Raw genomic sequence first — 26,348 nt, 5'->3', positions numbered from 1 at the left:
GCTCCTCAGCTGGCGCTCTGCGTCGGGGGGTGGCCGCCGCCCAGGAAGGGCAGCGAGGCGATCCGGTCGACGGCCCCCGCGAGGGCCTCCGGCGGCAGAAGTCCGGGCCCACGGCCACGGACGAACTCCGCGAAGGTCTCCGCCGTCGTGTACTCGGGCCGATAGCCCAGTGTCTCGCGCATCTGTGCGGTCGACACGACCCGCCCGTGCGTGAGCAGCCTGATCTGCTCGGGCGAGAAGTCCGTCGCGCCCAGCGTACGCAGGGCCGATCCCACCCAGGTCACGGCCGGCAGGAAGACCGGCACCGTCGGCCGACCGAGCCGGCGCGAGCACTGCGACAGGAGCAGCACGCCGTCACCGGCGACATTGAACGTGCCGCTGTTGAGCGTCCCCCGCGCCGGCTCGTGCGACGCGATCCGGAGCACCTCGATGACATCGTCCTCGTGCACGAACTGCAGCCGCGGGTCATAGCCGAGGACGGTCGGCAGGACCGGCAGTGAGAAGTACTCGGCGAGCGGCGAATCGGCGGCGGGACCGAGGATGTTCGCGAACCGCAGCACGCACACCGCGACATCGGGCCGACGCCGGGCGAACCCGCGCACGTACCCCTCGACCTCCACGGTGTCCTTGGCGAAGCCACCGCTGGGCAGCGACTTGGGCGGCGTCGTCTCGGTGAACACGGCCGGGTCGCGCGGCGCGGACCCGTACACGTTCGTACTGGACTTCACCACGAGCCGCTTGACCGCCGGCGACTTCTGGCACGCGCCGAGCAGCTGCATCGTGCCGATGACGTTGGTCTCCTTGACGGAGCCCCGGCCGCCGCTGGCCAGCGGGGTGCCGGTGACGTCCAGGTGGACGACCGTGTCGACGGAGTGCTCCGCGAGCACCCGGGCGATCGCCGGCTGCCTTATGTCCGCCTGGAGGAAGTCGGCACCCCCCAGATGATGCGCGGGCGCCACCGCGTCCACAGCGATCACCCGGTCCACCTCGGGATCACGCTGGATGCGTCGTACGAAACGGCCCCCGAGCTGCCGGGCCACCCCGGTCACGAGCACGACCTTGCCCAAGATCAGCGCCTACCTTCCGTCGCAGCCCTGCCGCGCCCCAGTTCCGCACCACCTGGCTCTCGCCGCCACGTTAGCGGGTCGATGTTGCGCTGTGATGACCGCGCGATGCAGGAAGTGACGACAGCCACAGACGTACGTACAGACCGAGGTCGCCGGGACGTGGCCCTACGCTCCCACACAACCCTGCGAAATCGGCCTCATAAGGCCCGAGGAACGACTGTGGCCCCTCCACCGGACGGTGGAGGGGCCACAGAGCGCGCTTGTTGCAGCGGTCGCCTACTTCTTGTTGCGACGCTGCACGCGGGTGCGCTTCAGCAGCTTGCGGTGCTTCTTCTTGGCCATCCGCTTACGCCGCTTCTTGATAACAGAGCCCACGACTACCCTCGCTCACTTCTCTTCACTCGGTGCGGGGCGTCTGGGCCCACACGACCTACGTCGGCCTAGCCTACCCGGCCCAGCGCTGAGCCTGTAATCGAGGGATCCCGGAGGATGCCGTCAGGCTGTTCCCACCCCCACGTAGGACTCGCGGAGGTACTCGTGAACCGCTTGTTCCGGGACTCGGAAAGACCTTCCGACCCGGATCGCGGGCAGATGACCACTGTGCACCAGCCGGTACACGGTCATCTTCGAGACTCGCATCACCGAGGCGACTTCCGCCACGGTCAGGAACTGCACCTCGTTCAGAGGCCTACTCTCACCAGCAGCCATGACACACCTGAACCTTCCGCACTCGACGGCCACCGGCTTCCCCTTCCGGTGACTCAACGTCGTTGCGTGCTCACTCCCCAGACTAGGGGCGTGTGGTGCGAGTGGGGAAGAGGAGCAGCGGATGGCCGCCTACTGTGACAGACACGCTCGATTGAGTACATAGCGAGTAAGCGGTCGGTAGTAATCAGACCGCACAGCGTCATCAAGCGGAACGACTACGGACACCTGCCCCTCGGCCTCCCCCACGAACAGCGCGGGATCATCCGTATCCGCGAGCCCGATGGCATCGAACCCCAACTGACCTGCACCGCAGACCCATCCGTGGTCACCCACGACCAACTCCGGCAGCGGCCCGCCGGCCTGCGCGGCGGCCTCGAGCACCGTGCGAACCGGGAGGGGCGAGTGGGTGTGTGCGCCGGTCTCACTCCCCGGCTCACGCGCGCCGGGTTCCCGCACCAGCGCGACTCCACGGACGTAGTCGAGGTCGTACGTACGTAGACCGAACCGGGTCGTTATGTCGACACTCTCACCCTGCGCGGGAGTGAGGACGGGACATCCCGCCGCCGACAGGGCGTCCGCCAACGCGGCGTAGAAGCCGAGGAGTCGATGCGGGTGCCCCGTCCCGAACAGCACCGGGACACGACCCCGCGCGGCCTCACCGAGCCGCTTCGCGAACGCGTCGAGCGCGGCCAGCGTCCGCTCCGGATCGATCACGTCGAACCCCGAGGTGTCCCCCGGATCGCCCGACACCCCGCACTTGTCGGCCATCAGCGCCAGCAGATCCCGCTGCCCCCAGCTCCACTCCGGGTCGAGGCCCAGAAGTATCCGGGGATCCCTGGCCGCGAAGAGCCGATAGCTGCGCAGACTCGCCTCACGGGAGGTCGCAACGGGCCCGGCCAGATGGGCGGCCAGCAGATGCGCACGCAGCGCTCCGGTGCTCAACACCCGTGTGATGCTGGCGCATTGGGGTCCCTGCCACCCCTAAAACCCCGAAAACACCCCACACTTGGCGTAACGCCTCGTACTCTCATGGGCCGCCCGCCCCCACACCGCTACGGCAACAGCCCGCGCAGCGGGAACACCGCACGCCGAGTCGCCAGAACCGCCTGGTCGAGCCGGTCCGCCGGGTCGTACCCCGACTCCCACTCCTTGTACGAGACCGGCCACCGCCCGTCCGTCATCCGCGTGGGGGCCAACTGCCGAGTCCTGGCGAAGACTTCCTGCCGCCAGCTCTCCGGAATCACCGTCTCGGGCGCGACCTCGTGCCCGACGGCGATCCCCACCAGATGCGACCAGGACCGCGGCACCACGTCCACCACGGCGTACCCGCCACCGCCCAGCGCGACCCACCGCCCGTCCGCATGCTCGTGCGCCAGCTCATGACAGGCGACCTGCACGGCGCGCTGCGCGTCGAGCGACACCGCCAGATGCGCCAGCGGATCCTCGAAGTGCGTATCGGCCCCGTGCTGCGTCACGAGGACCTGCGGCCTGAACTCCGCCAGCAACTCGGGCACGACGGCGTGAAAGGCACGCAGCCATCCCGCGTCCCCGGTCCCCGCCGGCAACGCCACATTGACCGCCGACCCCTCCGCCGGACCGTCGGCCCCCGTCTCCTCGGGCCACCCGGTCTGCGGAAACAGCGTCCGCGGATGCTCGTGCAGCGAAATGGTGAGCACCCTCGGGTCATCCCAGAACGCCGCCTGCACCCCGTCCCCGTGGTGTACGTCCACATCCACGTACGCGACCCGCTCGGCACCCAGCTCTAGAAGACGAGCGACGGCCAGCGCCGCGTCGTTGTAGATACAGAACCCGGAAGCACCCCCGGGCATCGCGTGGTGCAGCCCGCCCGCGAAGTTCACCGCGTGCAGCGCCTCACCCCGCCACACGGCCTCCGCCGCACCCACGGACTGCCCGGCGATCATCGCCGACACATCGTGCATGCCGGCGAAGGCAGGATCGTCGACCGTCCCCAGCCCATAAGCCCCGTCCGCCGAAGCCGGATCGGCGGACGCGGCCTTGACGGCCGCCACGTAGTCCTCGCGGTGCACAAGCCGCAGCGTCGACTCACCCGCCCGCTTGGCGGCGACGACGTCCACCTCACGATCGAGCCCAAGAGCCCCGACGAGACTTCTCGTCAGGGCCAGCCGGACCGGATCCATCGGGTGATCCGGGCCGAAGTCATAGCCCGTTACTGCCTCGTCCCACATCAGCTGTGCGCGGCCGCTCATGCCCGTCACCGTATCGGTCCGCCGCGGGGGCGAAGGACCGGGCGTACACGAGTGTCACGAGCACCAACACCATGGGAACGAGCATCGCCCCCCGGTAGTTCCACGCATCGCCCAGAGCGCCCACAAGGGGCGAACCGATCAGGAAGCCCACGTAGTTGAAGACATTCAGCCGGGCGATCGCCGAATCCGAAGCGTTCGGGAAGAGCCTGCCCGCAGCGGCGAACGTCTGCGGCACGATCACGCACAACCCGAGCCCCAGCAGCGTGAACCCGAGCATCCCCACCCAGGGCCCCGGCGCCACCGCCACGACAGCGAACCCGAGCGCCGCCACCACGGCCCCGAACCGCACGACCACGACCGCCCCGAACCGCCGCACCCCAAGGTCCCCGAGCGCCCGCCCCACCAGCGTCATCACCATGTAGACGTTGTACGGAACCGTCGACAGCTGCTCCGAACTGCCCAGCACGTCCTGGAGGTACTTCGCACTCCAGTTGGAGACCGTCGAATCCCCGATGTACGCGAACGTCATCACCAGACACAGCGGCAACAGCAGCTTGAACACCACCGGGCCGCCCGAGGCGCCCTGAGCACCCTGCCCGGCGCCGCTCTCCCCGTCGACGTACCAGCGACTCCCCACGAACGCCGCCGGCAACAGCAGCACGACCACCGGCAGATACGACACGAACAGCGAGAGCTCCCAGTGAGCCCCCACCCACGCGAGCGACGCCCCCATGATCCCGCCCAGGCTGTACGCCGCATGAAACCCGAGCATGATGCTGCGCCCGTACGCCCTCTGCAGGCTCACCCCGAGCATGTTCATGGACGCGTCCAGCGCACCCACCGCGAGCCCGAACGCCCCCAGCGCCAGGGCCGCTTGCCACAGTGAGTCCCCCGCCCCGACGCCGAGCAGAGCCAGCAGCACGACCGGCTGCGACCACCGCAGGACCCGGCTGGGCCGCACCCTCTTGACCAACTTCTCGGTACACACGCTCCCGACGCCGGCCAGGATCGGCACCGCGGCGAGGAAGACGGGCAACAGCCCATCCGATATGCCGTACTGATCCTGGATGGCCGGTATTCGAGTCACCAGGAGCGCGAACGCGGCACCCTGCACCAAGAAACTGAACGCCAGCGAGCCTCTGCCACGCCGCAGCACTTCTGTCATGGCCGCACAGCGTATGCCCCAGAGCTACCCGTGGGTAGATAGATCTCGACGCATCTCGAACGAAAGTTCCCGGCCGCCGTCATCGGGCGACCGGGAAGAAGGTCTGCGCTGCGGACGTACCTCAGCCGTGTCAGGCGACGCGCTCCACCTGAACCCGGCCACTCGCCAGCTCCTCCTCGACCATCCGCTCCATCGGCCCCACGGCCAGACGCCCGCCGAACCGGATGGCCAGGAGCACAGCGCCCGCCATGATCACATTGCCGAGCCAGACCATCGTGTCGACCGGCAGCGTGTACGCCCCCACGATCCGCACCACGCACTCCGTGACCAGCGCCAGGCCCCACACCGCCGTGAACATGCGCTCGGCCCGCACAAAGCGGCCCGGCTCCGCCGACAGCCGCTCCCAGGCCGCGGTCCGCCCGGCATCCCCCTTGGTCACGAAGGGCTTCAGCGCCGACGTGAGAAGCGGCTTGCCGGCCACGACCGACACCAGCATCGAGATGCCGACGACACTGCTGATCCCACTGTCCTTGGCCAGCATCAGCCGGGGATCGCCCGTCACCGTGCTCAGCAGCAGCCCCACCATGTTGACGACGAGGATGACCCCGGCCAGCACATTGAGCCGCCGATCCCGCAGCACCCCCCACACGGTCCGCAGCGCCGGCAGCACACTGCTCCACCCCAGGGCAGCCAGCGTGCTCATACCGAACGCCTTGCTCAGCACGTAGTACGAGGCCATCGGCACGACCACGTCCACGATCAGCGGCTTGAGGCTCCCCAGGAGAGCCGCACGGTCGCTCTGCGGGGCGGCAGCCGCGTCAGCGGACTTGACCGGTGTCTGTACAACGACCTGGCTCATGATCGGGTTCCCTCCGTCGTCACTGTGTACGTCCCGTTTCTCGATGTACTCAGCTTCGTGGAGGACCCCCTCCGCCCAACAGAAACGATCGTCCGGAGCTCGCGATGACAAATGTCAGGGCGTCTCGTACGGAGATGTCATGCGAGCAGGTCAGGCAACTCCCGCATGTCGCCGAACAGTTCGGTGGCCGCGTTCAACCGGCTCGCGGGCGTCATGGCAGTGAACCCGTACACGTCCATCCCGGCGGCCACGGCGGCCTGGACGCCGAGCGGACTGTCCTCCACGACCGCGCACCTCTCCGGCGCCACCCCCATGCGCTGCGCCGCGTACAGGAAGAGATCCGGCGCCGGCTTCCCCCGCCCGACATCCTGCGAACTGAAGATCCGCCCGTCATCGAACCACTTGTCGTGCCCGGTCTTGCGATGCCCGACGCGGATCCGTTCATGACTGCCCGAGGAGGCCACGCAGTACGGCACTCCATCGGTGGCCAGCTTCTCCACGACCTCCACGGCCCCGGGCACGGGCTCCAGCTCCCGCTCGAAGGCGGCGAACACCCGCCCGTGAAAAACATCGTCGAAGTCCTCGGGCAGCCGCTGCCCGGTCCGCTCCTCGACAAGATCGTGCACGCGGTGCATGGCAGAACCCATGTACTCCCTGAGGGAATCCTCGTACGAGGTGGGGTGCCCGAGTTCGGTGAGATAGCCGGCGAGAAGTTTGTTGGAGATCGGCTCACTGTCGACGAGAACGCCGTCGTTGTCGAAGATGACCAAGTCGTATCGCATAGCTCGACCCTAAACGCAGAAAACCCCCGTAACAGGACTCTCATCCGTTACGGGGGTTTTCTTCAAAAATAGTTCGGCGGCGTCCTACTCTCCCACAGGGTCCCCCCTGCAGTACCATCGGCGCTGTGAGGCTTAGCTTCCGGGTTCGGAATGTAACCGGGCGTTTCCCTCACGCTATGACCACCGAAACACTATGAAACTGTCAACCGCACCACGCTCTGTGACAAACGTGGGGTTGTTCGTGGTTTCAGAACCAACACAGTGGACGCGAGCAACTGAGGACAAGCCCTCGGCCTATTAGTACCAGTCACCTCCACCCGTTACCGGGCTTCCAGATCTGGCCTATCAACCCAGTCGTCTACTGGGAGCCTTAACCCCTCAAGGGGGTGGGAATACTCATCTCGAAGCAGGCTTCCCGCTTAGATGCTTTCAGCGGTTATCCTTTCCGAACGTAGCCAACCAGCCATGCCCTTGGCAGGACAACTGGCACACCAGAGGTTCGTCCGTCCCGGTCCTCTCGTACTAGGGACAGCCCTTCTCAATATTCCTACGCGCACAGCGGATAGGGACCGAACTGTCTCACGACGTTCTAAACCCAGCTCGCGTACCGCTTTAATGGGCGAACAGCCCAACCCTTGGGACCGACTCCAGCCCCAGGATGCGACGAGCCGACATCGAGGTGCCAAACCATCCCGTCGATATGGACTCTTGGGGAAGATCAGCCTGTTATCCCCGGGGTACCTTTTATCCGTTGAGCGACGGCGCTTCCACAAGCCACCGCCGGATCACTAGTCCCGACTTTCGTCCCTGCTCGACCCGTCGGTCTCACAGTCAAGCTCCCTTGTGCACTTACACTCAACACCTGATTACCAACCAGGCTGAGGGAACCTTTGGGCGCCTCCGTTACTCTTTAGGAGGCAACCGCCCCAGTTAAACTACCCATCAGACACTGTCCCTGATCCGGATCACGGACCCAGGTTAGACATCCAGCACGACCAGAGTGGTATTTCAACGACGACTCCCCCTGAACTGGCGTCCAGAGTTCAAAGTCTCCCACCTATCCTACACAAGCCGAACCGAACACCAATATCAAACTGTAGTAAAGGTCCCGGGGTCTTTCCGTCCTGCTGCGCGAAACGAGCATCTTTACTCGTAGTGCAATTTCACCGGGCCTATGGTTGAGACAGTCGAGAAGTCGTTACGCCATTCGTGCAGGTCGGAACTTACCCGACAAGGAATTTCGCTACCTTAGGATGGTTATAGTTACCACCGCCGTTTACTGGCGCTTAAGTTCTCAGCTTCGCACACCCGAAAGTGCACTAACCGGTCCCCTTAACGTTCCAGCACCGGGCAGGCGTCAGTCCGTATACATCGCCTTACGGCTTCGCACGGACCTGTGTTTTTAGTAAACAGTCGCTTCTCGCTGGTCTCTGCGGCCACCCCCAGCTCGAGGAGCAAGTCCTCTCACCAGTGATGGCCCCCCTTCTCCCGAAGTTACGGGGGCATTTTGCCGAGTTCCTTAACCATAGTTCACCCGAACGCCTCGGTATTCTCTACCTGACCACCTGAGTCGGTTTAGGGTACGGGCCGCCATGAAACTCGCTAGAGGCTTTTCTCGACAGCATAGGATCATCCACTTCACCACAATCGGCTCGGCATCAGGTCTCAGCCTTATGTGTGACGGATTTACCTATCACACGGCCTACACCCTTACCCCGGGACAACCACCGCCCGGGCTGGACTACCTTCCTGCGTCACCCCATCACTCACCTACTACAAGTCTGGTCCGTCGGCTCCACCACTTTCCTTTCCCCGAAGGGTCCGGAACGGCTTCACGGACTTAGCATCGCCTGATTCAATGTTTGACGCTTCACAGCGGGTACCGGAATATCAACCGGTTATCCATCGACTACGCCTGTCGGCCTCGCCTTAGGTCCCGACTTACCCTGGGCAGATCAGCTTGACCCAGGAACCCTTAGTCAATCGGCGCACACGTTTCTCACGTGTGTATCGCTACTCATGCCTGCATTCTCACTCGTGAACCGTCCACAACTCGCTTCCGCGGCTGCTTCACCCGGCACACGACGCTCCCCTACCCATCCCAGCGGGCGTTGGCCCTATATGCTGGAATGACACGACTTCGGCGGTACGCTTGAGCCCCGCTACATTGTCGGCGCGGAATCACTAGACCAGTGAGCTATTACGCACTCTTTCAAGGGTGGCTGCTTCTAAGCCAACCTCCTGGTTGTCTGTGCGACTCCACATCCTTTCCCACTTAGCGTACGCTTAGGGGCCTTAGTCGATGCTCTGGGCTGTTTCCCTCTCGACCATGGAGCTTATCCCCCACAGTCTCACTGCCGTGCTCTCACTTACCGGCATTCGGAGTTTGGCTAAGGTCAGTAACCCGGTAGGGCCCATCGCCTATCCAGTGCTCTACCTCCGGCAAGAAACACACGACGCTGCACCTAAATGCATTTCGGGGAGAACCAGCTATCACGGAGTTTGATTGGCCTTTCACCCCTAACCACAGGTCATCCCCCAGGTTTTCAACCCTGGTGGGTTCGGTCCTCCACGAAGTCTTACCTCCGCTTCAACCTGCCCATGGCTAGATCACTCCGCTTCGGGTCTTGAGCGCGCTACTGAATCGCCCTATTCGGACTCGCTTTCGCTACGGCTTCCCCACACGGGTTAACCTCGCAACGCACCGCAAACTCGCAGGCTCATTCTTCAAAAGGCACGCAGTCACGACGCAAGGAACAAGTTCCTTGCGCGACGCTCCCACGGCTTGTAGGCACACGGTTTCAGGTACTATTTCACTCCGCTCCCGCGGTACTTTTCACCATTCCCTCACGGTACTATCCGCTATCGGTCACCAGGGAATATTTAGGCTTAGCGGGTGGTCCCGCCAGATTCACACGGGATTTCTCGGGCCCCGTGCTACTTGGGTGTCTCTCAAACGAGCCGCTGATGTTTCGACTACGGGGGTCTTACCCTCTACGCCGGACCTTTCGCATGTCCTTCGCCTACATCAACGGTTTCTGACTCGTCTCACAGCCGGCAGACTGTGAAAGAGAGATCCCACAACCCCACATGCGCAACCCCTGCCGGGTATCACACGCATATGGTTTGGCCTCATCCAGTTTCGCTCGCCACTACTCCCGGAATCACGGTTGTTTTCTCTTCCTGCGGGTACTGAGATGTTTCACTTCCCCGCGTTCCCTCCACATACCCTATGTGTTCAGGTATGGGTGACAGCCCATGACGACTGCCGGGTTTCCCCATTCGGAAACCCCCGGATCAAAGCCTGGTTGACGGCTCCCCGGGGACTATCGTGGCCTCCCACGTCCTTCATCGGTTCCTGGTGCCAAGGCATCCACCGTGCGCCCTTAAAAACTTGGCCACAGATGCTCGCGTCCACTGTGCAGTTCTCAAACAACGACCAACCACCCATCACCCCGAACCAGCAGATTCGAGTGCACTGGGGTCGGCACTGAAGGCGACCAATCGGCCGTACCTTCAGACACCCAACAGCGTGCCCGACCCGCTTCCGCCCGGAGATCATGCTTTCCACGCTCCGAAGAGCAGTACTCACAGCCTCCGACCCGAGAACCCGGTCGAATAGTCAACGTTCCACCCTTGAGCAACCACCGTCGGACATTTGCCGACGAAATGGCTCTTGGACCACCAGGTGAAACCTGGCAGCCAAAGTGCTCCTTAGAAAGGAGGTGATCCAGCCGCACCTTCCGGTACGGCTACCTTGTTACGACTTCGTCCCAATCGCCAGTCCCACCTTCGACAGCTCCCTCCCCACAAGGGGGTTGGGCCACCGGCTTCGGGTGTTACCGACTTTCGTGACGTGACGGGCGGTGTGTACAAGGCCCGGGAACGTATTCACCGCAGCAATGCTGATCTGCGATTACTAGCAACTCCGACTTCATGGGGTCGAGTTGCAGACCCCAATCCGAACTGAGACAGGCTTTTTGAGATTCGCTCCGCCTCGCGGCATCGCAGCTCATTGTACCTGCCATTGTAGCACGTGTGCAGCCCAAGACATAAGGGGCATGATGACTTGACGTCGTCCCCACCTTCCTCCGAGTTGACCCCGGCAGTCTCCTGTGAGTCCCCATCACCCCGAAGGGCATGCTGGCAACACAGAACAAGGGTTGCGCTCGTTGCGGGACTTAACCCAACATCTCACGACACGAGCTGACGACAGCCATGCACCACCTGTATACCGACCACAAGGGGGGCACCATCTCTGATGCTTTCCGGTATATGTCAAGCCTTGGTAAGGTTCTTCGCGTTGCGTCGAATTAAGCCACATGCTCCGCTGCTTGTGCGGGCCCCCGTCAATTCCTTTGAGTTTTAGCCTTGCGGCCGTACTCCCCAGGCGGGGAACTTAATGCGTTAGCTGCGGCACCGACGACGTGGAATGTCGCCAACACCTAGTTCCCACCGTTTACGGCGTGGACTACCAGGGTATCTAATCCTGTTCGCTCCCCACGCTTTCGCTCCTCAGCGTCAGTAATGGCCCAGAGATCCGCCTTCGCCACCGGTGTTCCTCCTGATATCTGCGCATTTCACCGCTACACCAGGAATTCCGATCTCCCCTACCACACTCTAGCCTGCCCGTATCGACTGCAGACCCGGGGTTAAGCCCCGGGCTTTCACAACCGACGTGACAAGCCGCCTACGAGCTCTTTACGCCCAATAATTCCGGACAACGCTTGCGCCCTACGTATTACCGCGGCTGCTGGCACGTAGTTAGCCGGCGCTTCTTCTGCAGGTACCGTCACTTTCGCTTCTTCCCTGCTGAAAGAGGTTTACAACCCGAAGGCCGTCATCCCTCACGCGGCGTCGCTGCATCAGGCTTTCGCCCATTGTGCAATATTCCCCACTGCTGCCTCCCGTAGGAGTCTGGGCCGTGTCTCAGTCCCAGTGTGGCCGGTCGCCCTCTCAGGCCGGCTACCCGTCGTCGCCTTGGTGAGCTTCTACCTCACCAACAAGCTGATAGGCCGCGGGCTCATCCTGCACCGCCGGAGCTTTCAACCCCCTCCCATGCGAGAGGGGGTGTTATCCGGTATTAGACCCCGTTTCCAGGGCTTGTCCCAGAGTGCAGGGCAGATTGCCCACGTGTTACTCACCCGTTCGCCACTAATCCACCCCGAAGGGCTTCATCGTTCGACTTGCATGTGTTAAGCACGCCGCCAGCGTTCGTCCTGAGCCAGGATCAAACTCTCCGTGAATGTTTTCCCGTAATCGGGACTACACCACGAGAGCGGAACCGTCGGGAGGAATAATCCCCACGATTCACTGCGTCCTCGCTAGTGCGCCTCACCCCGGTGTGGGAGTGAGGACTTTTTCAAAGGAACCTCCAACCCACAAAGTGGGCCGGGGTTGTCAATCTGGCGTTGACTTTTGGCACGCTGTTGAGTTCTCAAGGAACGGACGCTTCCTTTGTACTCACCCGAGAGGCTCTCTCAGGCTTTCCTCCGGGCAGTTTCCCTTCGGTCTTGCGTTTCCGACTCTATCAGACTCTTTCGTGTCCGATTTCCTCGGCGCCTTTCAGGTTTCCGCTCCGGCCTTTCGGCTTTTCGCGTTTCCCTTTCCGGCGGTTCCGACTCTATCAGATCCTTTCGGGCCTGATTCCCAGTCAGCGGGGCTTGCCTTCGCGGCTGTTGGGCCGTTCCGACGAGTGAGACTTTAGCGGAGTCCTGGCTCCCGAGCTAATCGGGGGCGTCCTTTCGAACGCGGATTCCTCATTTCGCAAAGGCGCATGAAAACGAGCCGTGGCGCATCTCAGAAAGACGCGACATCGATCGTTGAATGGTTCTTGCGGAATGGCCACCCGGGGACCGGTCAGGGACCGGAGCTCACGTCGGGCAACTCGGAGAACACTACGTACCGGGCCCAGGAGTGTCAACTTCACGCCTGTGAGGTCTAGTCTTGGGCTCGTGACTACGCATGCGCACACCCAGCAGTGGTGGGCCGCCTGACGGCGGCCGGCAGAAGCATGCACCCAACGGCCGCCGCCTCGGCGGCCGTTCTTGTATCTCCCTCCTGGAGACCACGGAACCCGGCAGCCGGGACGCGGCGGTCCTGACCAGGAGGTGGAGTAATGACGCGAATCTTCAGCGGGGTCAAGCCGACCGGGCATCTGACGCTCGGGAACTATCTGGGCGCCGTACGTCAGTGGGCTGAAGTCGATCAGCACAGGGCTGACGCGCTGTTCAGCGTCGTCGATCTGCACGCGTTGACCGTGGACCACGATCCCGGGCGGGTGCGGCGACTCAGTAACCAGGCGGCGACGCTGTTGCTTGCCTCGGGGCTCGATCCCGAGGCGTGCACCGTGTTCGTACAGAGTCATGTGGACGAGCACGCCCGGCTGTCGTATCTGCTCGAGTGCGTCGCCACGGACGGCGAGATGCGGCGGATGATCCAGTACAAGGAGAAATCCGCCCGCGAGAGGGAGCGGGGCGGGAGCGTGCGGCTGTCGCTCCTGACGTACCCGGTGCTGATGGCGGCGGACATCCTCGCTTACGGGGCGGACGAGGTTCCTGTGGGGGATGACCAGACGCAGCACGTCGAGCTCTCGCGAGATCTGGCGGTGCGGTTCAACCAGCGGTATGGGCACACGTTCGTGGTGCCGCGGGCGACGCCGCCCGCTGTCGCGGCGCGGGTCATGGACCTCCAGGACCCGACTTCCAAGATGGGAAAGTCGCATGACAGCGGGGCCGGGATCGTCTATCTCCTCGACGAGCCGGACGTCGTGCGGAAGAAGATCCTGCGGGCGGTCACGGACAGCGGCACGGAAGTCGAGTACGACCGCGAGGCCAAGCCCGGGGTGTCGAACCTGCTGGAGATTCTGGCCGCTTGTGAGGGTGGGAACCCGGAAGGCTTGAGCGGTGTACATGAGTCGTATGGCGCGCTGAAGAGGGCGACCGCGGAGGCCGTGGTGGAGCTTCTTGCACCACTGCAGAAGAGGCACAAGGAGCTGGTTGCGGATCCCGCGTATGTAGAGGAGGTGTTGCGGCGGGGAGCTGAGCGGGCGAGGGAGATGGCGAAGCCGACCGTGGACGCCGCCTATCAGGCGATCGGGCTGCTTCCCCCCACCTGAGCGTCCCTGTCTGAGGGGGCCTGTCTGAGCGTGCCTATGGGCGGCACCTTCTTGGATGGGCGTTCCCAGGAGGGGTGCTTCTAGGAGAGGCGCTTCTAGGAAGGGGTGAAGGGCCGCTGAGCGAAGGAGGCCCGGTAGGAGCGTGGGCTGGTGGCGAGGCGCGATGCGAAGTGCTGGCGCATCGTGACCTCGCTGCCGAAGCCCGCGCGGCGTGCGACCTCGGGCATGGGGAGGTCGGTGCGTTCGAGGAGCTTCTGCGCTGCCGCCATGCGCTGGTCCAGGAGCCAGCGCAGAGGGGTGGTGCCAGTGGCTGCGGTGAAGTGACGGGCGAAGGAGCGCGGGGACATGCCGGCCCGGGCGGCGAGGCCGGCGACGGTGAGCCGTTCGTGGAGGTGCTGGAGTGCGTATGCGCGTACGGAGGTGAGGGCGTCGGCGTCGCGGTCGGCTCGAGGCGTGGGGTGCTCGATGAACTGGGCCTGCGTTCCGGTGCGGAAGGGGGCCGTGACCATCGATCGGGCGATGGTGGCTGCGGTCTCCGCCCCGTGGGCCCTGCGGACGAGGTGCAGACAGAGATCGATGCCGGCGGCTGTCCCGGCGGCGGTCCAGATGTTGTCGTCCTCGATGAAGAGGGCGTCGGGTTCGACAGTGACGAGGGGGTGATGGGCGCGGAGCAGGTCGACGAGGTTCCAGTGCGTGATCGCGCGGCGGCCGTCCAGTAGGCCGGCTTGGGCGAGTGTGAAGGCGCCTCCGCAGAGCGCCGCGATGGTGACGCCGCGGGCGTGGGCGCGGCGCAGGGACTCGAGGACCGGTTCGGGCGCGGGGGTGAGGTGGTCGTCGAGACCGGGGACGACGAGCAAGTCGGTGGCCGGCGCGAGGCGTGTCAGCCAGGTGAGGGTGCGGTCCGGGGTGAGGGTGAGTCCGCCTCGCATGGGGACAGGTGCCGGGTCTTCGGCGATGCGCCGCAGGTCGAAGGCGGGGACGCCGCGGTCGGTGCGGTCGGTGCCCCAGACCTCGGTGATGACGGAGACGTCGAAGGCCCGGATGCCGCGGAAGGCGAGGAGGGCGATGCGCTGAGTGGGGCGCGGCGGCGTGCGCAGTTCTGCGTGTGGGTCTGCATGCGGGTCTGCATGTGGGTCTGGATGCGGCACGGTGGCAGTAAACCATCGATCGCTGTCTTTTGCGCCTCTGGGGCAGGCGCGCTCACGGCGGGAGCATCGTGGGCATGGAGATAGCAGAGAACGCAGCGCTGATCGTGGTGGACGTGCAGAAGGGGTTCGAGGAGGAGGGGTTCTGGGGACCGCGAAACAACCCTGAGGCTGACGAGAACATCGCGTCGCTGATCGACGCGTGGCAGTCGACGGGGCGACCGGTCGTCTTCGTGCGGCATGACTCGCCGAAGCCTCAGTCGCCGTTGCGGCCGGGGTATGCCGGGAACGGCTTCAAGGAGTACGTGGAGAAGCGGCGTGGGAAGGGGGACGGGGCGGAGCTCCTGGTGACGAAGTCCGTGAACTCGGCGTTCTACGGGACGCCGGACCTGGACGCGTGGCTCAAGGCGGCCGGCATCGGGCAGTTCGTCGTGGCCGGGATCCAGACCAACATGTGCGCGGAGACGACGGCACGGATGGGCGGGAATCTGGGGTACGAGGTGCTGTTCGCGTTGGACGCGACGTACACCTTCGACTTGGAGGGCCCGTTCGGCTGGCGCCGCACAGCGGAGGAGCTGGCCCAGGCCTCGGCGGTGTCGCTGCACGGGGGCGGCTTCTCCCGGGTGGTCACGACGGCGGAGGTTGTGGCTGCGGCGGAGTCGGGGGCGGGGGCGCTTCGCGGGTGACGGTCGGTACTGGTTCGGTGTCGCCCGCATGCGTGCGGGGCGGGCGGCACCGGGGCAGCCAGGTGGCTCGGGCAGCCGCGTCCACACAGGGCGCGAACCGTCGCGGCGCCGGTGCGGCATCACCGTGCCACGCGGTTCGTGAGGCGCCGGGATGACCGGATCGGCGGCCCTGCGGGGTGAGTTGTCGCGTCCAGGCCGGTGCGGGTCGTCGCGGCGCTGAGGTGGGTCGTCCTCGCAGGGCATGGTTCGCGCGGGCGGGTGCATTGCGGCACGGAGGGGGCGACGGGGCGCCGCCGTGGTGGGCCGGCCAGATCGGCGGCCAGGTGCGGCGGGCCGCTACGGCCCGGGCCTGCCGGGGCCAAGGGCCGGGCAGGGCAGGGCCGGGCCAGGCCAGGCAGGCCCAGCCGAGGTGGAGCTCGCCGCCCCGTCGGGCCGGCCCCGGGTTCCGGTCCGGCCCCCAGTTCCGAGTAGAAGGCGCGGGGGCAGGACGGGCCGAGCTTCGGCAAGGGCCAGGATCAGCCGGTCCGGAGATGGCCAGGCCGGGGTAGCCCGCCTTGGGTAGTCGGGCTGGGGATATAAGCCAGGCCTCACATCGCCGCAGGCAGGGGGTAGCCAGACCGGGCGTCGCCCCAGCCGGGGTAGTGAGGCCGGGGACGGACAGGCCAGGCGTCGCCTCAGCCGGGGTAGTGAGGCCGGGGACGGACAGGCCAGGCGTCGCCCAGGTGGGTGATCAGAGCGGCGTGGGTGTTGCGGCCGTAAGGGGCGTGCGTCCGCGGGGCGTGCGTCCGCGGGGCGTGTGTCCGTGGGATCAGCTGTTGCCGGAGGCCAGTTCGCGGCTGCGGTCTCGGGCGGCTTCCAGGGCGGCGATGAGGGCGGCGCGGACTCCGTGGCTTTCGAGTTCGCGGATGGCGTTGATGGTGGTGCCGGCGGGGGAGGTGACGTTTTCGCGGAGCTTGACGGGGTGTTCGCCGCTGTCGCGGAGCATCGTGGCGGCGCCGATCGCGGACTGGACGATCAGCTCGTGGGCCTTGTCGCGGGGCAGGCCGAGCAGGATTCCCGCGTCGGTCATGGCCTCGACCAGGTAGAAGAAGTACGCCGGGCCCGAGCCGGACAGGGCGGTGCAGGCGTCCTGCTGGGACTCGGGGACGCGGAGCGTCTTGCCGACGGCGCCGAAGATCTCCTCGGCGTGGGCGAGGTGGGCTGCCGTGGCGTGAGAGCCGGCGGAGATGACGGACATGGCCTCGTCGACGAGGGCGGGCGTGTTCGTCATGACGCGCACGACGGGGGTGCCTTCGGGGAGGCGCTCCTCGAGGAACGTGGTGGGGATGCCCGCCGCGCCGCTGATGACCAGGCGGTCGGCGGGGAGGTGCGGGGCGAGTTCGGTGAGGAGGGCGCCCATGTCCTGGGGCTTGACCGTGAGGATCAGGGTGTCGGCCCGCTTGGCGGCTTCCGCGTTGGTGACGGGGGTGACGCCGTGGCGGGTGCGGAGCTCTTCGGCGCGTTCCGGGCGGCGGGCCGTGACCAGGAGGTTGGCAGGGGCCCAGCCCGCTCGGATCATTCCGCTGAGCAGGGCCTCGCCGATCTTTCCGGTGCCGAGGACTGCGACGTGCTGCTGGGGCATGGAGGCCACCCTTCGGGGCGCGGGGTTCGGTGCGGTTGCGTCCGTCGGGGTCATCCTCGCATCGGCAGCGGTCAGGCCGTACGGCGACGGAGTGTTGCGGCGCCGAGGGTCAGGACGAGGACGGCGCAGCCGGCGACGACGGCCGCGTCGCGGATGAAGCCGGCCGTGAGGTCGGTGTGGCGGAGGACTTCGTTCATGCCGTCGACGGCGTACGACATGGGGAGGACGTTGGAGATCCCTTCGAGGACGGGCTGCATCTTCTCGCGCGAGATGAACAGGCCGCACAGGAGCAGCTGGGGAAAGATCACCGCCGGCATGAACTGGACGGCCTGGAACTCGGAGGCCGCGAACGCGGAGACGAAGAGACCGAGGGCGGTGCCGAGCAGGGCGTCGAGGAGGGCGACCAGCAGCAGGAGCCAGGCGGAGCCGGTGACGTCGAGGCCGAGGCCCCACAGGGCGAGGGCCGTCGCCAGTACGGACTGGACGACCGCGAGGGCGCCGAAGGCGAGGGCGTAACCGGCGATGAGGTCGCCCTTGCCGAGGGGCATGGCGAGGAGGCGTTCGAGGGTGCCCGAGGTGCGTTCGCGCAGGGTGGCGATGGACGTGACCAGGAACATCGTGATGAGCGGGAAGATGCCGAGGAGGGAGGCCCCGATGGAGTCGAAGGTGCCGGGGCTGCCGTCGAAGACGTAGCGGAGCAGGAAGAGCATCACGCACGGGACGAGCAGCATCAGGGCGATGGAGCGCGGGTCGTGGCGGAGCTGGCGCAGGACTCGGGCTGCGGTGGCGAGGGTGCGGGCTGCGTTCATCGGGGGCTCCGCTGGAGGGTGTTGGCCTGGTCGACGAGGTGGAGGAAAGCGTCTTCGACGGTGGCGGCGCCGGTGCCGGTGCGCAGGGCGTCGGGGCTGTCGTCGGCGAGGATCTCGCCTTCGCGCATGAGGAGGAGGCGGTGGCAGCGCTCGGCCTCGTCCATGACGTGCGAGGAGACGAGGATCGTGGCGCCCCGCTCGGCGGCGATGGAGTGGAAGAGGTTCCACAGGTCGCGGCGCAGGACGGGGTCGAGGCCGACGGTGGGCTCGTCGAGGACGAGGAGTTCGGGGGTGCCGAGGAGGGCGACGGCGAGGGAGACCCGGCTGAGCTGGCCGCCCGAGAGGTTGCCGGCAAGAGCGTCGGCATGGGAGGTGAGGTCCACTTCGGTGATGACGCGGGCGACGTCGTCCCGGCGGTGGGAGGCGGCCGCGCGACCCGGCTGGAGTACTGCCGAGAAGTAGTCGAGGTTCTGGCGGACGGTCAGGTCTGCGTAGACGGAGGGGGCTTGGGTGACGTATCCGATGCGGGAGCGGAGTTCGGCGGAGCCTGCCGGGTGGCCGAGGACGGTGAGCGTGCCGGTGACCTTGGCCTGGGTTCCGACGATCGCGCGCATGAGCGTGGACTTGCCGCAGCCCGAAGGGCCGAGGAGGCCGGTGATCTGACCTCGGGGGACGGTGAAGTCCAGGGAGTGCAGGACGGGGCGGGGGCCTCGGACGACGGTGAGGTCCGTGGCGCGGACGGCGGCCGCCGGTGGTTCCGGCGCCGAGGTGAGCGAGGAGGAGGGCGGAGCAGAGGGAAACGGAGAGGGAGAGAGGGAGGGAGAGGGGGAGGGGGCGGGCTCCGGGGAGGATGCCCCTTCGGGAATATTCATCACGTGATGAATATTCCTCGGGTGAGGTCGGGGCGTCAAGCGGTCGGGGGCGCTTTGGCGGCGCCGGCGCTCGCGGGAGCGATCGGAAGCGGAGCGTCCGAGGGCGGGCGACTCCGCGCTTCCGAGGGCGTCGCGGCGTAGCCGCAGTTCGGCTCGCCCTCAACTTCCTTACGTGACAGTGGATTTCAGTGCCCGGGTCTCCCCCACTGGTGGCGCCCACGCGCCTCTCCCGGAGGTGCGCCCCAGAAGCGTCATGCAGGTATTTCCCGCTCCCCCGCCCATCCCTCGCCCCCTGGCTCCCAAGCCCGTCGTCTTCCCCGTCGCCTCATCCGAGGGGGGCGCTGCGGCTCGGGAGGTGCTTCCGGGCCGTGTCCGTCGCCGTTGTGCAGGGGCCGCTCGCGGGGATCGGCCTCGTACTCGTCGCAGGTCAGGAGTACGCGATGGGGGACGCCGCGTCCGTGCCCGCGAGCGGGGTGGGCAAGGTGCTCGGGCTCGCGGCGCTGCCTGGTACGTCGGATCCCGTCGCGCTCGCGGTCGGCGCCGGTGCCGGGACCGTCTTCGTACCGGTGCTGTGGCCTCGCTGGCGGCCGGTGGCGCGACTGCTGCCCGCGCCGTCGGCGGCGATCGGGCGGGCGGCCGCCGTGACCGGGGCGTTCGGATTACCGGTGCGCAGGGTGAAGGTGCGCGGACTGTTCGACGCGGTGCAACTGCCCTCGCCGGCGAGTACGGGGCTGCTGACGCAGGCCGGGGTCGTCGGCACCGTCCTCGCGTTCGCGCTGATCGCGTCCGCGGAGTCCCTGTTCAGCGCGGCGGCCGTGGACCCACTGCACGGCGGGCCGCGGACGGACTACGACAAGGAGCTGATCGCCCAGGGCGCCGGGAACACGGTGTGCGGGGTGCTCGGGGCGCTGCCCACGACCGCCATGGTCGTGCGGAGCGCGGCCAATGTGCGGGCCGGGGCGCGGACCAAGGCGTCGCGGGTCCTTCACGGGGTGTGGTTGCTGCTGTTCGCCGCTGTGCTGCCCGCCGCGCTGGGGCTGATTCCGGTGGCGGCGCTCGCGGGCTCGCGGGGCTCCTGGTGCACGCGGGCTGCGAGCTGGTGCGGGTGCGGGTGCGGGTGCGGGAGTCGGTGCAGCTGTGGCGTGAGCATCGAGGCGAGACGGTGGTGCTCGCGGTGACGGCGTTCGCGATCGTCGCCACGAATCTCTTCGAAGGAGTGCTGGCGGGGCTCGCGCCGGCCGTCGCGAAGACGGCGTGGGACATCAGCCACGTACAGGTGCGGACCGAGGACCGAGGACCGGGGGACCGCCGGGCTGGTCGTACGGGTGGCCGGCAACGCCACGTTTCTGCGGCTGCCGAAGCTGCTCGACGCGCTGGAGGCGTTGCCTGCCGACCGGGGCGTGCGGCTGGAACTGGGTGGGCTGAGGCACCTTGATCACGCGTGTGCCACGGCGTTGGAGGGGTGGGTGGCGGGACGCGTGCGGACGACGGCGTCGTGAGGTTGCGAGGGAAGCGGCCACCGGTGTCGTGGTGGCTGTGGGGGCGCCGCCGGTGTCGTGAGAGTGAGCGGGGCGACCGCCGGTTCGTGAGAGAGCGGGGCGACCGCCGGTGTCGTGGTCGCTGTGGGTCAGGTCAGGTGCGGGTGGCTACCAGGAGTTCGACCACGTAGGTCTCCTCCACCGTGCCGTCCGGGAAGAGTTCGCCGACCCGGGCGCGTTCCTCGGTGAGGAAGGCCTGCGCCTCGCCCTCTTCGAGGACGAGGAACGCCGAGTGGCTGCCGATGTTGGCGAGGTGCGTGTCCAGCGGGACAAGCCGGCTCCAGCGCACATGCCGAAGGGTGACCTCGCCGCGTCCCGGCAGGTCCGTAAGGCCCGACAGTTCGGTGGCGCGGGCCTCGTCGGGACGCTGTCTGGCGCCCGTTTCCACGCCTACGTGGCGCGCGATGCGCTCGTGCTGCGCGGCGATCCACGGGACGTCGAGGGCAACGGTGTTCCACCACAGCGCGAGCGCGCCGCCCGGACGCAGGACCCGCATCGCCTCGGGGGCCGAGCGGGCCGGCTCGGTCCAGTGCCACGACTGGGCGTAGGTGAGGAGGTCCAGGGAGGCGTCGGCGAGGGGGAGGGCGTTGCCGTCGCCCCGCACGATCGGTACGCCGGGCAGCGCCCGGCGGAATTCGACCGCCATGCCCTGGCCCGGCTCGACGGCGACCACACGGGCGCCGCGCGCGTGCAAGAGGGCGGTCGAGATGCCGGTTCCGGCGCCCACGTCGGCCACGCGAGCGCCGGCGAGGGGCCGTCCGGCGGCGTCCTCGACGGCGTCCAGGAGGGCGGGCGGGTAGGACGGGCGGTTCGCCGCGTACTGGGCGGCCGCGGCGTTGAACGAGTGGGCGCGCGAGACGGTGGGCATGCCGCCATCCTGTCCTGTGCGGGGGACTCTCGTCAGTACGTGGGGTGCGGCTCGGGCAACGGTGGCGGATGTACGCGTGCCTGTGGGCCCATGTTCCCGTGGGCCCAGGTTCCCGTGGGCTCGCGTGCCTGTGAGCCTGTGAGCCTGCGGGGCCATGAACCTGTGGGCCGTAAGTCCGCGAGCCCGTGAGCCAATGGACCCGTAGGCCCGTAGGCCCATAGGCCCGTAGGCGTCAGCGCTTGCGCTTCTTCTTCGACGGGTTGCCGGTGCGGCGCGTGCTGCGGCGTTCGTACTGTTCGCGGGCGGTCGCGTACTCCTGCCTGCGGAGCTTCTCGCCCGGGGCCTCGGAGAAGCAGCGCAGGCAGTAGGCGAGCAGTACGCCGACGAAGCCGATCGACATGAAGCCGCGCAACGACGCCTGCGCCTCGGGGTCCGGGCGCTTGGAGAAACCGTCCCACGTGCGGCGGAAGGCGAGGGCGCTGCAGATCGCGAACATCAGGACCACGAGTACGTTCACGAAGGAACCGACGTCGGCGATGGCCAAGCCCTCGTACGCGAAGCGCAGCACGAAACAGCCGGCCGCCGCGCCGACGAGCGCGCCCGCGCCGACCGCGACGCGGCGCCAGGTGTAGCCACCGTCGTGCTCGACCCAGGTCCTGCCGAAGAAACGGATCTCCTCGGGCTGGGGGCCCGCTGTGATGCCGCCGGCCGCTTCCGGGGTCTCGGGGGCGGGGCGGGGGGTGCCGGATTCGTCGCTCACATGTCGATTATGGCGGGCGCCCTCGGCGGCTCCGGGCTCGGAGGTGGGGCTGGGGTCAGGCCCGAGGTGAGCTGGGGGTGGGACTTGGGGAGGCCGAGGTGAGCTGGGGTGAGGGCTTGGGGAGAAGCTGGGTGCGGCTCGGGCGGGCCTGGGGAGAGGCTGGGGCGGGGCTGGGGCAGGGCTGGGGCGGGGCTGGGATGGAGCCAGGCAGGTCCGGGGCGTTGTCGGACCCCTCCCCTACATTGCCCGCATGACGGAATACGTACTAGTCGCAGGCGCGTGGCTCGGAGCGTGGGCGTGGGACGACGTGGTGCCGGAGCTGCGCGCGGCCGGGCATGGCGCGCACGCCGTGACGCTCTCCGGGGTCGCCGACAAGCAGGGCGTTCCGGCCGGGCAGAAGACCCATGTCCAGGACATCGTCGACGAGGTGGAGCGCCTCGGACTGCGCGATGTCGTCCTGGTCGGGCACAGCTACTCGGGCATCCCGGTCGGTCAGGCCGCCGAGCGGATCGGTGACCGGCTGAAGCGTGTGGTGTTCGTCGACTCGAATGTCCCGGCGGACGGGGAGTCGTTCGTGTCCGGGTGGTGGCAGGGGCCGGCGGCGCTGGAGGCCGTACTCGCGGCGAACGATGGTCACTGGCCGCCGCTGACTGCGCCCGAGTGCGAGGGGCAGGGGCTCGACGACGCGCAGGTCGCGCGGTTCGTGGGCGGGTCCACGCCGCATCCGGGGGCGTCCCTGTCGGAGCCGGCCGTGCTGTCCCGTCCGGCGGGCGAGCTTCCGGCGACGTACATCAAGTGCCTGCTCGACGGGCCCGAGCCGACGGACGACGTGGTCGAGCTTCTGCGCGGCGAGAACTGGCGGCTGCGGGAGATGGACACGGGGCACTGGCCGATGTTCTCCCGGCCCGAGGCGCTGGCGCGGATTCTTCTTGAGGAGGCCGGGGGTCGAGGGGCCGGGTGAGGGCTGCCCTGGGCCGGCGGTGACGTGACGGGGCCGGTCGCGCACGTCGGAGTACGCGACCGGCCCCCGCCGTCCGCTACGCGCAGCGCGGCGCCACGTAGCCGTCGTTGCCGGTCTTCACGTACGCGTCGGAGACGTACTGGCCGTTGGCGATGTTGTCCCAGAGGTTCGTCGTGCCGTACGTGCCGCTGATGGTCTCGCCCGGCTTCTGGCAGTTGATCGGTACTCGGGCGCCCAGCGGCAGGACCTTGACCAGCTGGTAGTGGGTGCCCGGTCCGCTGCGTACCTTCAGGCGGACTCCGGGGGCGACCGGATAGCGGATGGCGAGCGCGTCGGCGCTCAGCTCCTCCGCCGACCCCCCGGCCTCATCCGCCGCGATGCCCTCAACCGTTCCCGTACCGTCCTCAACAGCCATGCCGTTCTCCCCCGTTGATCACTCTGACGTCCGTCTCCGACGTCCATGAACATGCGTACGTGCCGTGCGACCCGCGCAGGCTAGCAAGCCCCTCCGACATCGCACGCACCATCGACTAGGCTCCGTGCGTCGCGCTTGCGGACACAGACACGGGGGTGGGCGATGCCGCCGCTGCGCAGCACCGGGACGGGCCGGGAAGCGGAACATCCTGAGTACGCCGGGCAGTACCGTCTTGAGTCATGCCTCGGCGCGGGCGGCATGGGTGTGGTGCACCTGGCGACGTCCGCTTCGGGGCTGCGCCTCGCCATCAAGGTCGTACACGCCGAGTACGCGGCGGATCCCGAGTTCCGGGCCCGTTTCCGGCAGGAGGTCAATGCCGCGCGAAGGGTCAGCGGTGCCTTCACCGCGCCGGTGGTCGACGCGGATCCGCATGCCGAACTGCCCTGGATGGCGACGCTGTTCATCCCCGGCGACACGCTCGCCGAGCGGGTGAAGCGGAACGGCGCGCTGGCGCCCGGCGACGTACGCAGGCTGGGTGCGGGGCTCGCCGAGGCGCTGCGCGACATCCATCGCGTCGGCGTCGTGCACCGCGACCTCAAGCCGAGCAACGTCCTGCTCGCCGCCGACGGCCCGAAAGTCATCGACTTCGGCATCTCCCGCCCGACGGACAGTGATCTGCGGACCGAGACGGGCAAGTTGATCGGTTCGCCGCCCTTCATGGCGCCCGAGCAGTTCCAGCGGCCGCGTGAAGTGGGGCCCGCCGCGGATGTGTTCGCCATGGGCGCCGTGCTGGCCCACGCGGCGACAGGGCGTGGACCTTTCGACTCCAACAGCCCGTACATCGTCGCCTACCAAGTCGTCCACAACGAGCCGGACTTGGCCGGGGCGCCCGAGGACCTCGCGCCGTTGATCAGGCGTTGCCTCGCGAAGGATCCCGGGGAGCGGCCCCTGCCGGGCGAGATCATGGAGGCGCTCCGGCAGCCTTCCACGGCCGGGACCAGCGCTGGGGCGGGCGCGTTCATACCGGCCCAGCGGCGCCCGAGCGGGCAGCGGGACGCGGACAGGCAGCCGGACGCGGACGGCGGACGCGAGCAGAGCACCCAGTGGACCCGGCGGATCCGCCGCCAGGACCGGCCCGCACCCGCATCCGCATCCGCCGGCCAGGACTCCCCCGCGTCCCGGGCGGACCAGCCCACCCACTCCCGGCCGAGCGAAAGAGCCACTGCCGAGTCACCGTGGCACCGTCGCCGCTGGGCGCTGACGGCAGGAGCCGTACTCGCGCTGGCGGCCGTCGGCGCAGGCATCGCGCTGCTCACGGCGGAAGACGGTGACGGGACCGGCCCCGGCGGAACGGCCGTGCGGCAACAAGCCGACTCCTTCAAGCCCTGGCACAAGACCCTCGGCGGCGCGAGCGACACCGCCCCGGCGTGTGTCTCCGGGCCAGGTGCCCTTTACTGCGTCAGCGGCGGCAGGACAGCGCGCCTCGACCCTCTGAACGGCCACATCGTCTGGGCCTCGGCCTCTCCCGGCGAGCGGCACAGCTCCGGCACGGCGGCGCAGCGGGCCACTCCGGCTGCGCCCACGCTGTCCGGAGGACTGCTGCACCTGGTCGACGACGGCCGCATCAGGGCTCTGGATCCCCGTACGGGCGAGGAGCGTTGGGCCGTCGACGCGTCCGCGTACGAGGCCGTGGAACACGGCGCGGACACGACGCTGCTGATCGGATCGGGCGGTACCGTGCGCGCCCTGAACAGCGCGACCGGCAAGCCGCGGTGGACAAAGCACGTCGGAGGCCTCGGCACCCAGTGGATCGCCGGGCCGGGCGGCAACGGCGACTTCTTCGCCGTGACGGCGTCCGCCGACGGAGGCACCACGTCGGTCAGCGCGATCGACGCCCACGAGGGCGCCGTGAAGTGGACCGCTGAGGCTACGGGCAGCCTCAGCCCCTTCGGTGCGTCGGACGGCGCCGTGTACCTGCTGTCCACCGACACGGACCTCCTGGTGGACGCGGTCGTACGGCTCGACACCGCCGACCGGACCGCAGCCCGGTTCCCGCTGACCACGCCCGCGGACCAGGCCGAGGCCACCGAGAGCGGCGGCATCGCCTACGTGTACGGAGCCGGCGGCTCGCTCGTCGCCGTCGACACCACGGCCGCGAGGCCGCGGAGCGCGGTCCGTTGGCGCCTGGAGACCTCGGTCAGCCGCCCTTCGCGGCCCGTCGTATCGGACCGGACGCTCTACCTCACCGCCCCCGACGGCCGCCTGCTCGCCACCGACATCCGCACCGGCAAGCCCCTCGGCCAGACGCGCCCCCGGCTCGGGAGTGAACCCGGGCGGGTGGTCGGGGAGTTGCCCGCGCCCGTCGTGGGTGAGGGAGGACGCGTCTACGGGAGCGCGCCCGACGGAAGCGTGTTCGGGGTGGACGGGCGGGAGCCCGGGCGCTGGTGACGTGGGGCCGCACGGGTCCTGGTGACCGGGGCCGCGCCAGGCCCTGGCGCCCACGGCCCGGGCCGTGCCCTGATGACCGCAGCCCTGGCCCGCCCTGATGACCGCGGCCGCGACACCACGCATGCCCGACCCCGCCCTCGTACAGACGTGAGCCCGCCCGGCGGCGAATTCGCCGCCGGGCGGGCTCACGCCTCAGGCGGAACCAGAGCCGAAGTCAGAACCGGCGCCAAGGCCGACGCCGACTTCAGGGCCGGAACCAGAGCCGGGCCACCAGTTCACCCGGCGGCAGCCGGCCCGCT

Annotated in this window: 19 protein-coding genes, 3 rRNA genes and 1 pseudogene; 5 read left to right on the top strand and 18 right to left on the bottom strand. The window is 67.8% G+C overall.

The window, feature by feature from the left end:
- Nucleotides 1-5 precede the first annotated feature (5 nt).
- The 11 genes from LGI35_RS25480 to LGI35_RS25430 all read right to left on the bottom strand — a co-directional run bounded on the left by LGI35_RS25480 (nt 6) and on the right by LGI35_RS25430 (nt 12,055).
- Entirely contained in the window at nt 6-1,067 is a 1,062-nt protein-coding gene (locus LGI35_RS25480; protein WP_116511381.1) for an NAD-dependent epimerase/dehydratase family protein, read from the bottom strand.
- A gap of 276 nt (nt 1,068-1,343) precedes the next feature.
- Nucleotides 1,344-1,442 (bottom strand): 30S ribosomal protein bS22, encoded by a 99-nt coding sequence (locus LGI35_RS25475; RefSeq protein WP_003948845.1) that lies wholly within the window; start codon nt 1,440-1,442, stop codon nt 1,344-1,346.
- A gap of 120 nt (nt 1,443-1,562) precedes the next feature.
- A complete protein-coding gene (locus LGI35_RS25470) occupies nt 1,563-1,775 on the bottom strand; it encodes a helix-turn-helix domain-containing protein (RefSeq protein WP_127832639.1) in 213 nt (70 codons plus the stop codon).
- Nucleotides 1,776-1,904: 129 nt separating this feature from the next.
- On the bottom strand, nt 1,905-2,720 hold the full coding sequence (locus tag LGI35_RS25465; RefSeq protein WP_227296650.1) for a phosphatase: 816 nt from the start codon (nt 2,718-2,720) through the stop codon (nt 1,905-1,907).
- A gap of 107 nt (nt 2,721-2,827) precedes the next feature.
- Nucleotides 2,828-4,003: an acetoin utilization protein AcuC gene (locus LGI35_RS25460; protein WP_227296649.1), complete on the bottom strand. Its 1,176-nt coding sequence runs from the start codon at nt 4,001-4,003 to the stop codon at nt 2,828-2,830.
- A complete protein-coding gene (locus tag LGI35_RS25455) occupies nt 3,954-5,168 on the bottom strand; it encodes an MFS transporter (RefSeq protein ID WP_227296648.1) in 1,215 nt (404 codons plus the stop codon). Before LGI35_RS25455 ends, LGI35_RS25460 begins: the two co-directional genes overlap by 50 nt.
- A 130-nt stretch (nt 5,169-5,298) precedes the next feature.
- Complete coding sequence (locus LGI35_RS25450; protein ID WP_227296647.1) at nt 5,299-6,027, bottom strand: VC0807 family protein; 729 nt, start codon at nt 6,025-6,027, stop codon at nt 5,299-5,301.
- 137 nt (nt 6,028-6,164) lie between these two features.
- The gene (locus LGI35_RS25445; RefSeq protein ID WP_227296646.1) at nt 6,165-6,809 is read right to left on the bottom strand and encodes an HAD family hydrolase; all 645 of its coding nucleotides are present in this window, start codon (nt 6,807-6,809) and stop codon (nt 6,165-6,167) included.
- Between the two features lie 71 nt (nt 6,810-6,880).
- A 5S ribosomal RNA gene (rrf, locus tag LGI35_RS25440) occupies nt 6,881-6,997 on the bottom strand.
- A gap of 89 nt (nt 6,998-7,086) precedes the next feature.
- Nucleotides 7,087-10,209 (bottom strand): 23S ribosomal RNA (locus LGI35_RS25435).
- A gap of 318 nt (nt 10,210-10,527) precedes the next feature.
- A 16S ribosomal RNA gene (locus LGI35_RS25430) occupies nt 10,528-12,055 on the bottom strand.
- The 16S, 23S and 5S rRNA genes sit together here, the layout of an rRNA operon.
- Before the next feature lie 872 nt (nt 12,056-12,927).
- On the opposite strand from LGI35_RS25430, the gene trpS reads away from it, so the two are divergent.
- Entirely contained in the window at nt 12,928-13,926 is a 999-nt protein-coding gene (gene trpS, locus LGI35_RS25425) for a tryptophan--tRNA ligase (RefSeq protein WP_227296645.1), read from the top strand.
- Nucleotides 13,927-14,021: 95 nt separating this feature from the next.
- Here trpS and LGI35_RS25420 read toward each other — a convergent pair whose 3' ends face one another.
- Nucleotides 14,022-14,993, bottom strand: coding sequence for a GlxA family transcriptional regulator (locus tag LGI35_RS25420; RefSeq protein WP_385127632.1), 972 nt, complete (start codon nt 14,991-14,993; stop codon nt 14,022-14,024).
- 155 nt (nt 14,994-15,148) lie between these two features.
- Between LGI35_RS25420 and LGI35_RS25415 the strand changes: the two genes are divergently transcribed.
- Nucleotides 15,149-15,757, top strand: a complete 609-nt coding sequence (locus tag LGI35_RS25415; RefSeq protein ID WP_227296644.1) for a cysteine hydrolase family protein — start codon at nt 15,149-15,151, stop codon at nt 15,755-15,757.
- A gap of 808 nt (nt 15,758-16,565) precedes the next feature.
- Here LGI35_RS25415 and proC read toward each other — a convergent pair.
- The 3 genes from proC to LGI35_RS25400 form a co-directional block, all read right to left on the bottom strand.
- Complete coding sequence (gene proC, locus LGI35_RS25410) at nt 16,566-17,378, bottom strand: pyrroline-5-carboxylate reductase (protein WP_227296643.1); 813 nt, start codon at nt 17,376-17,378, stop codon at nt 16,566-16,568.
- Between the two features lie 71 nt (nt 17,379-17,449).
- Nucleotides 17,450-18,187: an ABC transporter permease gene (locus tag LGI35_RS25405; RefSeq protein WP_227296642.1), complete on the bottom strand. Its 738-nt coding sequence runs from the start codon at nt 18,185-18,187 to the stop codon at nt 17,450-17,452.
- Nucleotides 18,184-19,062 carry an ABC transporter ATP-binding protein gene (locus LGI35_RS25400; RefSeq protein ID WP_423835723.1) on the bottom strand — a complete coding sequence of 293 codons (879 nt, stop codon included), beginning with the start codon at nt 19,060-19,062 and terminating at the stop codon, nt 18,184-18,186. The genes LGI35_RS25405 and LGI35_RS25400 overlap by 4 nt, the downstream gene beginning before the upstream one ends.
- 332 nt (nt 19,063-19,394) lie before the next feature.
- Here LGI35_RS25400 and LGI35_RS25395 point away from each other — a divergent pair.
- Nucleotides 19,395-20,558: pseudogene (locus LGI35_RS25395) on the top strand (SulP family inorganic anion transporter); the annotation flags it as partial.
- A gap of 133 nt (nt 20,559-20,691) precedes the next feature.
- Here LGI35_RS25395 and LGI35_RS25390 read toward each other — a convergent pair.
- Together LGI35_RS25390 and LGI35_RS25385 are read right to left on the bottom strand one after the other, a co-directional pair.
- Nucleotides 20,692-21,465, bottom strand: coding sequence for a class I SAM-dependent methyltransferase (locus LGI35_RS25390; RefSeq protein ID WP_227296640.1), 774 nt, complete (start codon nt 21,463-21,465; stop codon nt 20,692-20,694).
- Between the two features lie 232 nt (nt 21,466-21,697).
- Nucleotides 21,698-22,225: an EamA/RhaT family transporter gene (locus tag LGI35_RS25385; protein WP_227296639.1), complete on the bottom strand. Its 528-nt coding sequence runs from the start codon at nt 22,223-22,225 to the stop codon at nt 21,698-21,700.
- Between the two features lie 250 nt (nt 22,226-22,475).
- Between LGI35_RS25385 and LGI35_RS25375 the strand changes: the two genes are divergently transcribed.
- Nucleotides 22,476-23,186 carry an alpha/beta fold hydrolase gene (locus tag LGI35_RS25375; protein ID WP_227296638.1) on the top strand — a complete coding sequence of 237 codons (711 nt, stop codon included), beginning with the start codon at nt 22,476-22,478 and terminating at the stop codon, nt 23,184-23,186.
- A 76-nt stretch (nt 23,187-23,262) separates the two neighbouring features.
- On the opposite strand, the gene LGI35_RS25370 is transcribed toward LGI35_RS25375, so the two are convergent.
- Entirely contained in the window at nt 23,263-23,601 is a 339-nt protein-coding gene (locus LGI35_RS25370) for a peptidase (RefSeq protein WP_116511407.1), read from the bottom strand.
- Between the two features lie 162 nt (nt 23,602-23,763).
- Here LGI35_RS25370 and LGI35_RS25365 point away from each other — a divergent pair, with 162 nt between their 5' ends.
- Nucleotides 23,764-26,049 carry a protein kinase domain-containing protein gene (locus tag LGI35_RS25365; RefSeq protein WP_227296637.1) on the top strand — a complete coding sequence of 762 codons (2,286 nt, stop codon included), beginning with the start codon at nt 23,764-23,766 and terminating at the stop codon, nt 26,047-26,049.
- Nucleotides 26,050-26,348 lie beyond the last annotated feature (299 nt).

It is taken from the genome of Streptomyces longhuiensis (genome assembly GCF_020616555.1).
Lineage (GTDB): Bacteria > Actinomycetota > Actinomycetes > Streptomycetales > Streptomycetaceae > Streptomyces > Streptomyces longhuiensis.
This window is presented reverse-complemented; position numbering and strand designations above follow the sequence as displayed.

What these genes read in the sequence shown, in the direction of transcription:
- LGI35_RS25470 (WP_127832639.1), bottom strand. Translation starts at nt 1,775, where the DNA reads ATGGCTGCTGGTGAGAGTAGGCCTCTGAACGAGGTGCAGTTCCTGACC.
- LGI35_RS25460 (WP_227296649.1), bottom strand. Translation starts at nt 4,003, where the DNA reads ATGAGCGGCCGCGCACAGCTGATGTGGGACGAGGCAGTAACGGGCTAT.
- LGI35_RS25455 (WP_227296648.1), bottom strand. Translation starts at nt 5,168, where the DNA reads ATGACAGAAGTGCTGCGGCGTGGCAGAGGCTCGCTGGCGTTCAGTTTC.
- LGI35_RS25450 (WP_227296647.1), bottom strand. Translation starts at nt 6,027, where the DNA reads ATGAGCCAGGTCGTTGTACAGACACCGGTCAAGTCCGCTGACGCGGCT.
- LGI35_RS25445 (WP_227296646.1), bottom strand. Translation starts at nt 6,809, where the DNA reads ATGCGATACGACTTGGTCATCTTCGACAACGACGGCGTTCTCGTCGAC.
- trpS (WP_227296645.1), top strand. Translation starts at nt 12,928, where the DNA reads ATGACGCGAATCTTCAGCGGGGTCAAGCCGACCGGGCATCTGACGCTC.
- LGI35_RS25415 (WP_227296644.1), top strand. Translation starts at nt 15,149, where the DNA reads ATGGAGATAGCAGAGAACGCAGCGCTGATCGTGGTGGACGTGCAGAAG.
- proC (WP_227296643.1), bottom strand. Translation starts at nt 17,378, where the DNA reads ATGCCCCAGCAGCACGTCGCAGTCCTCGGCACCGGAAAGATCGGCGAG.
- LGI35_RS25405 (WP_227296642.1), bottom strand. Translation starts at nt 18,187, where the DNA reads ATGAACGCAGCCCGCACCCTCGCCACCGCAGCCCGAGTCCTGCGCCAG.
- LGI35_RS25390 (WP_227296640.1), bottom strand. Translation starts at nt 21,465, where the DNA reads ATGCCCACCGTCTCGCGCGCCCACTCGTTCAACGCCGCGGCCGCCCAG.
- LGI35_RS25375 (WP_227296638.1), top strand. Translation starts at nt 22,476, where the DNA reads ATGACGGAATACGTACTAGTCGCAGGCGCGTGGCTCGGAGCGTGGGCG.
- LGI35_RS25370 (WP_116511407.1), bottom strand. Translation starts at nt 23,601, where the DNA reads ATGGCTGTTGAGGACGGTACGGGAACGGTTGAGGGCATCGCGGCGGAT.
- LGI35_RS25365 (WP_227296637.1), top strand. Translation starts at nt 23,764, where the DNA reads ATGCCGCCGCTGCGCAGCACCGGGACGGGCCGGGAAGCGGAACATCCT.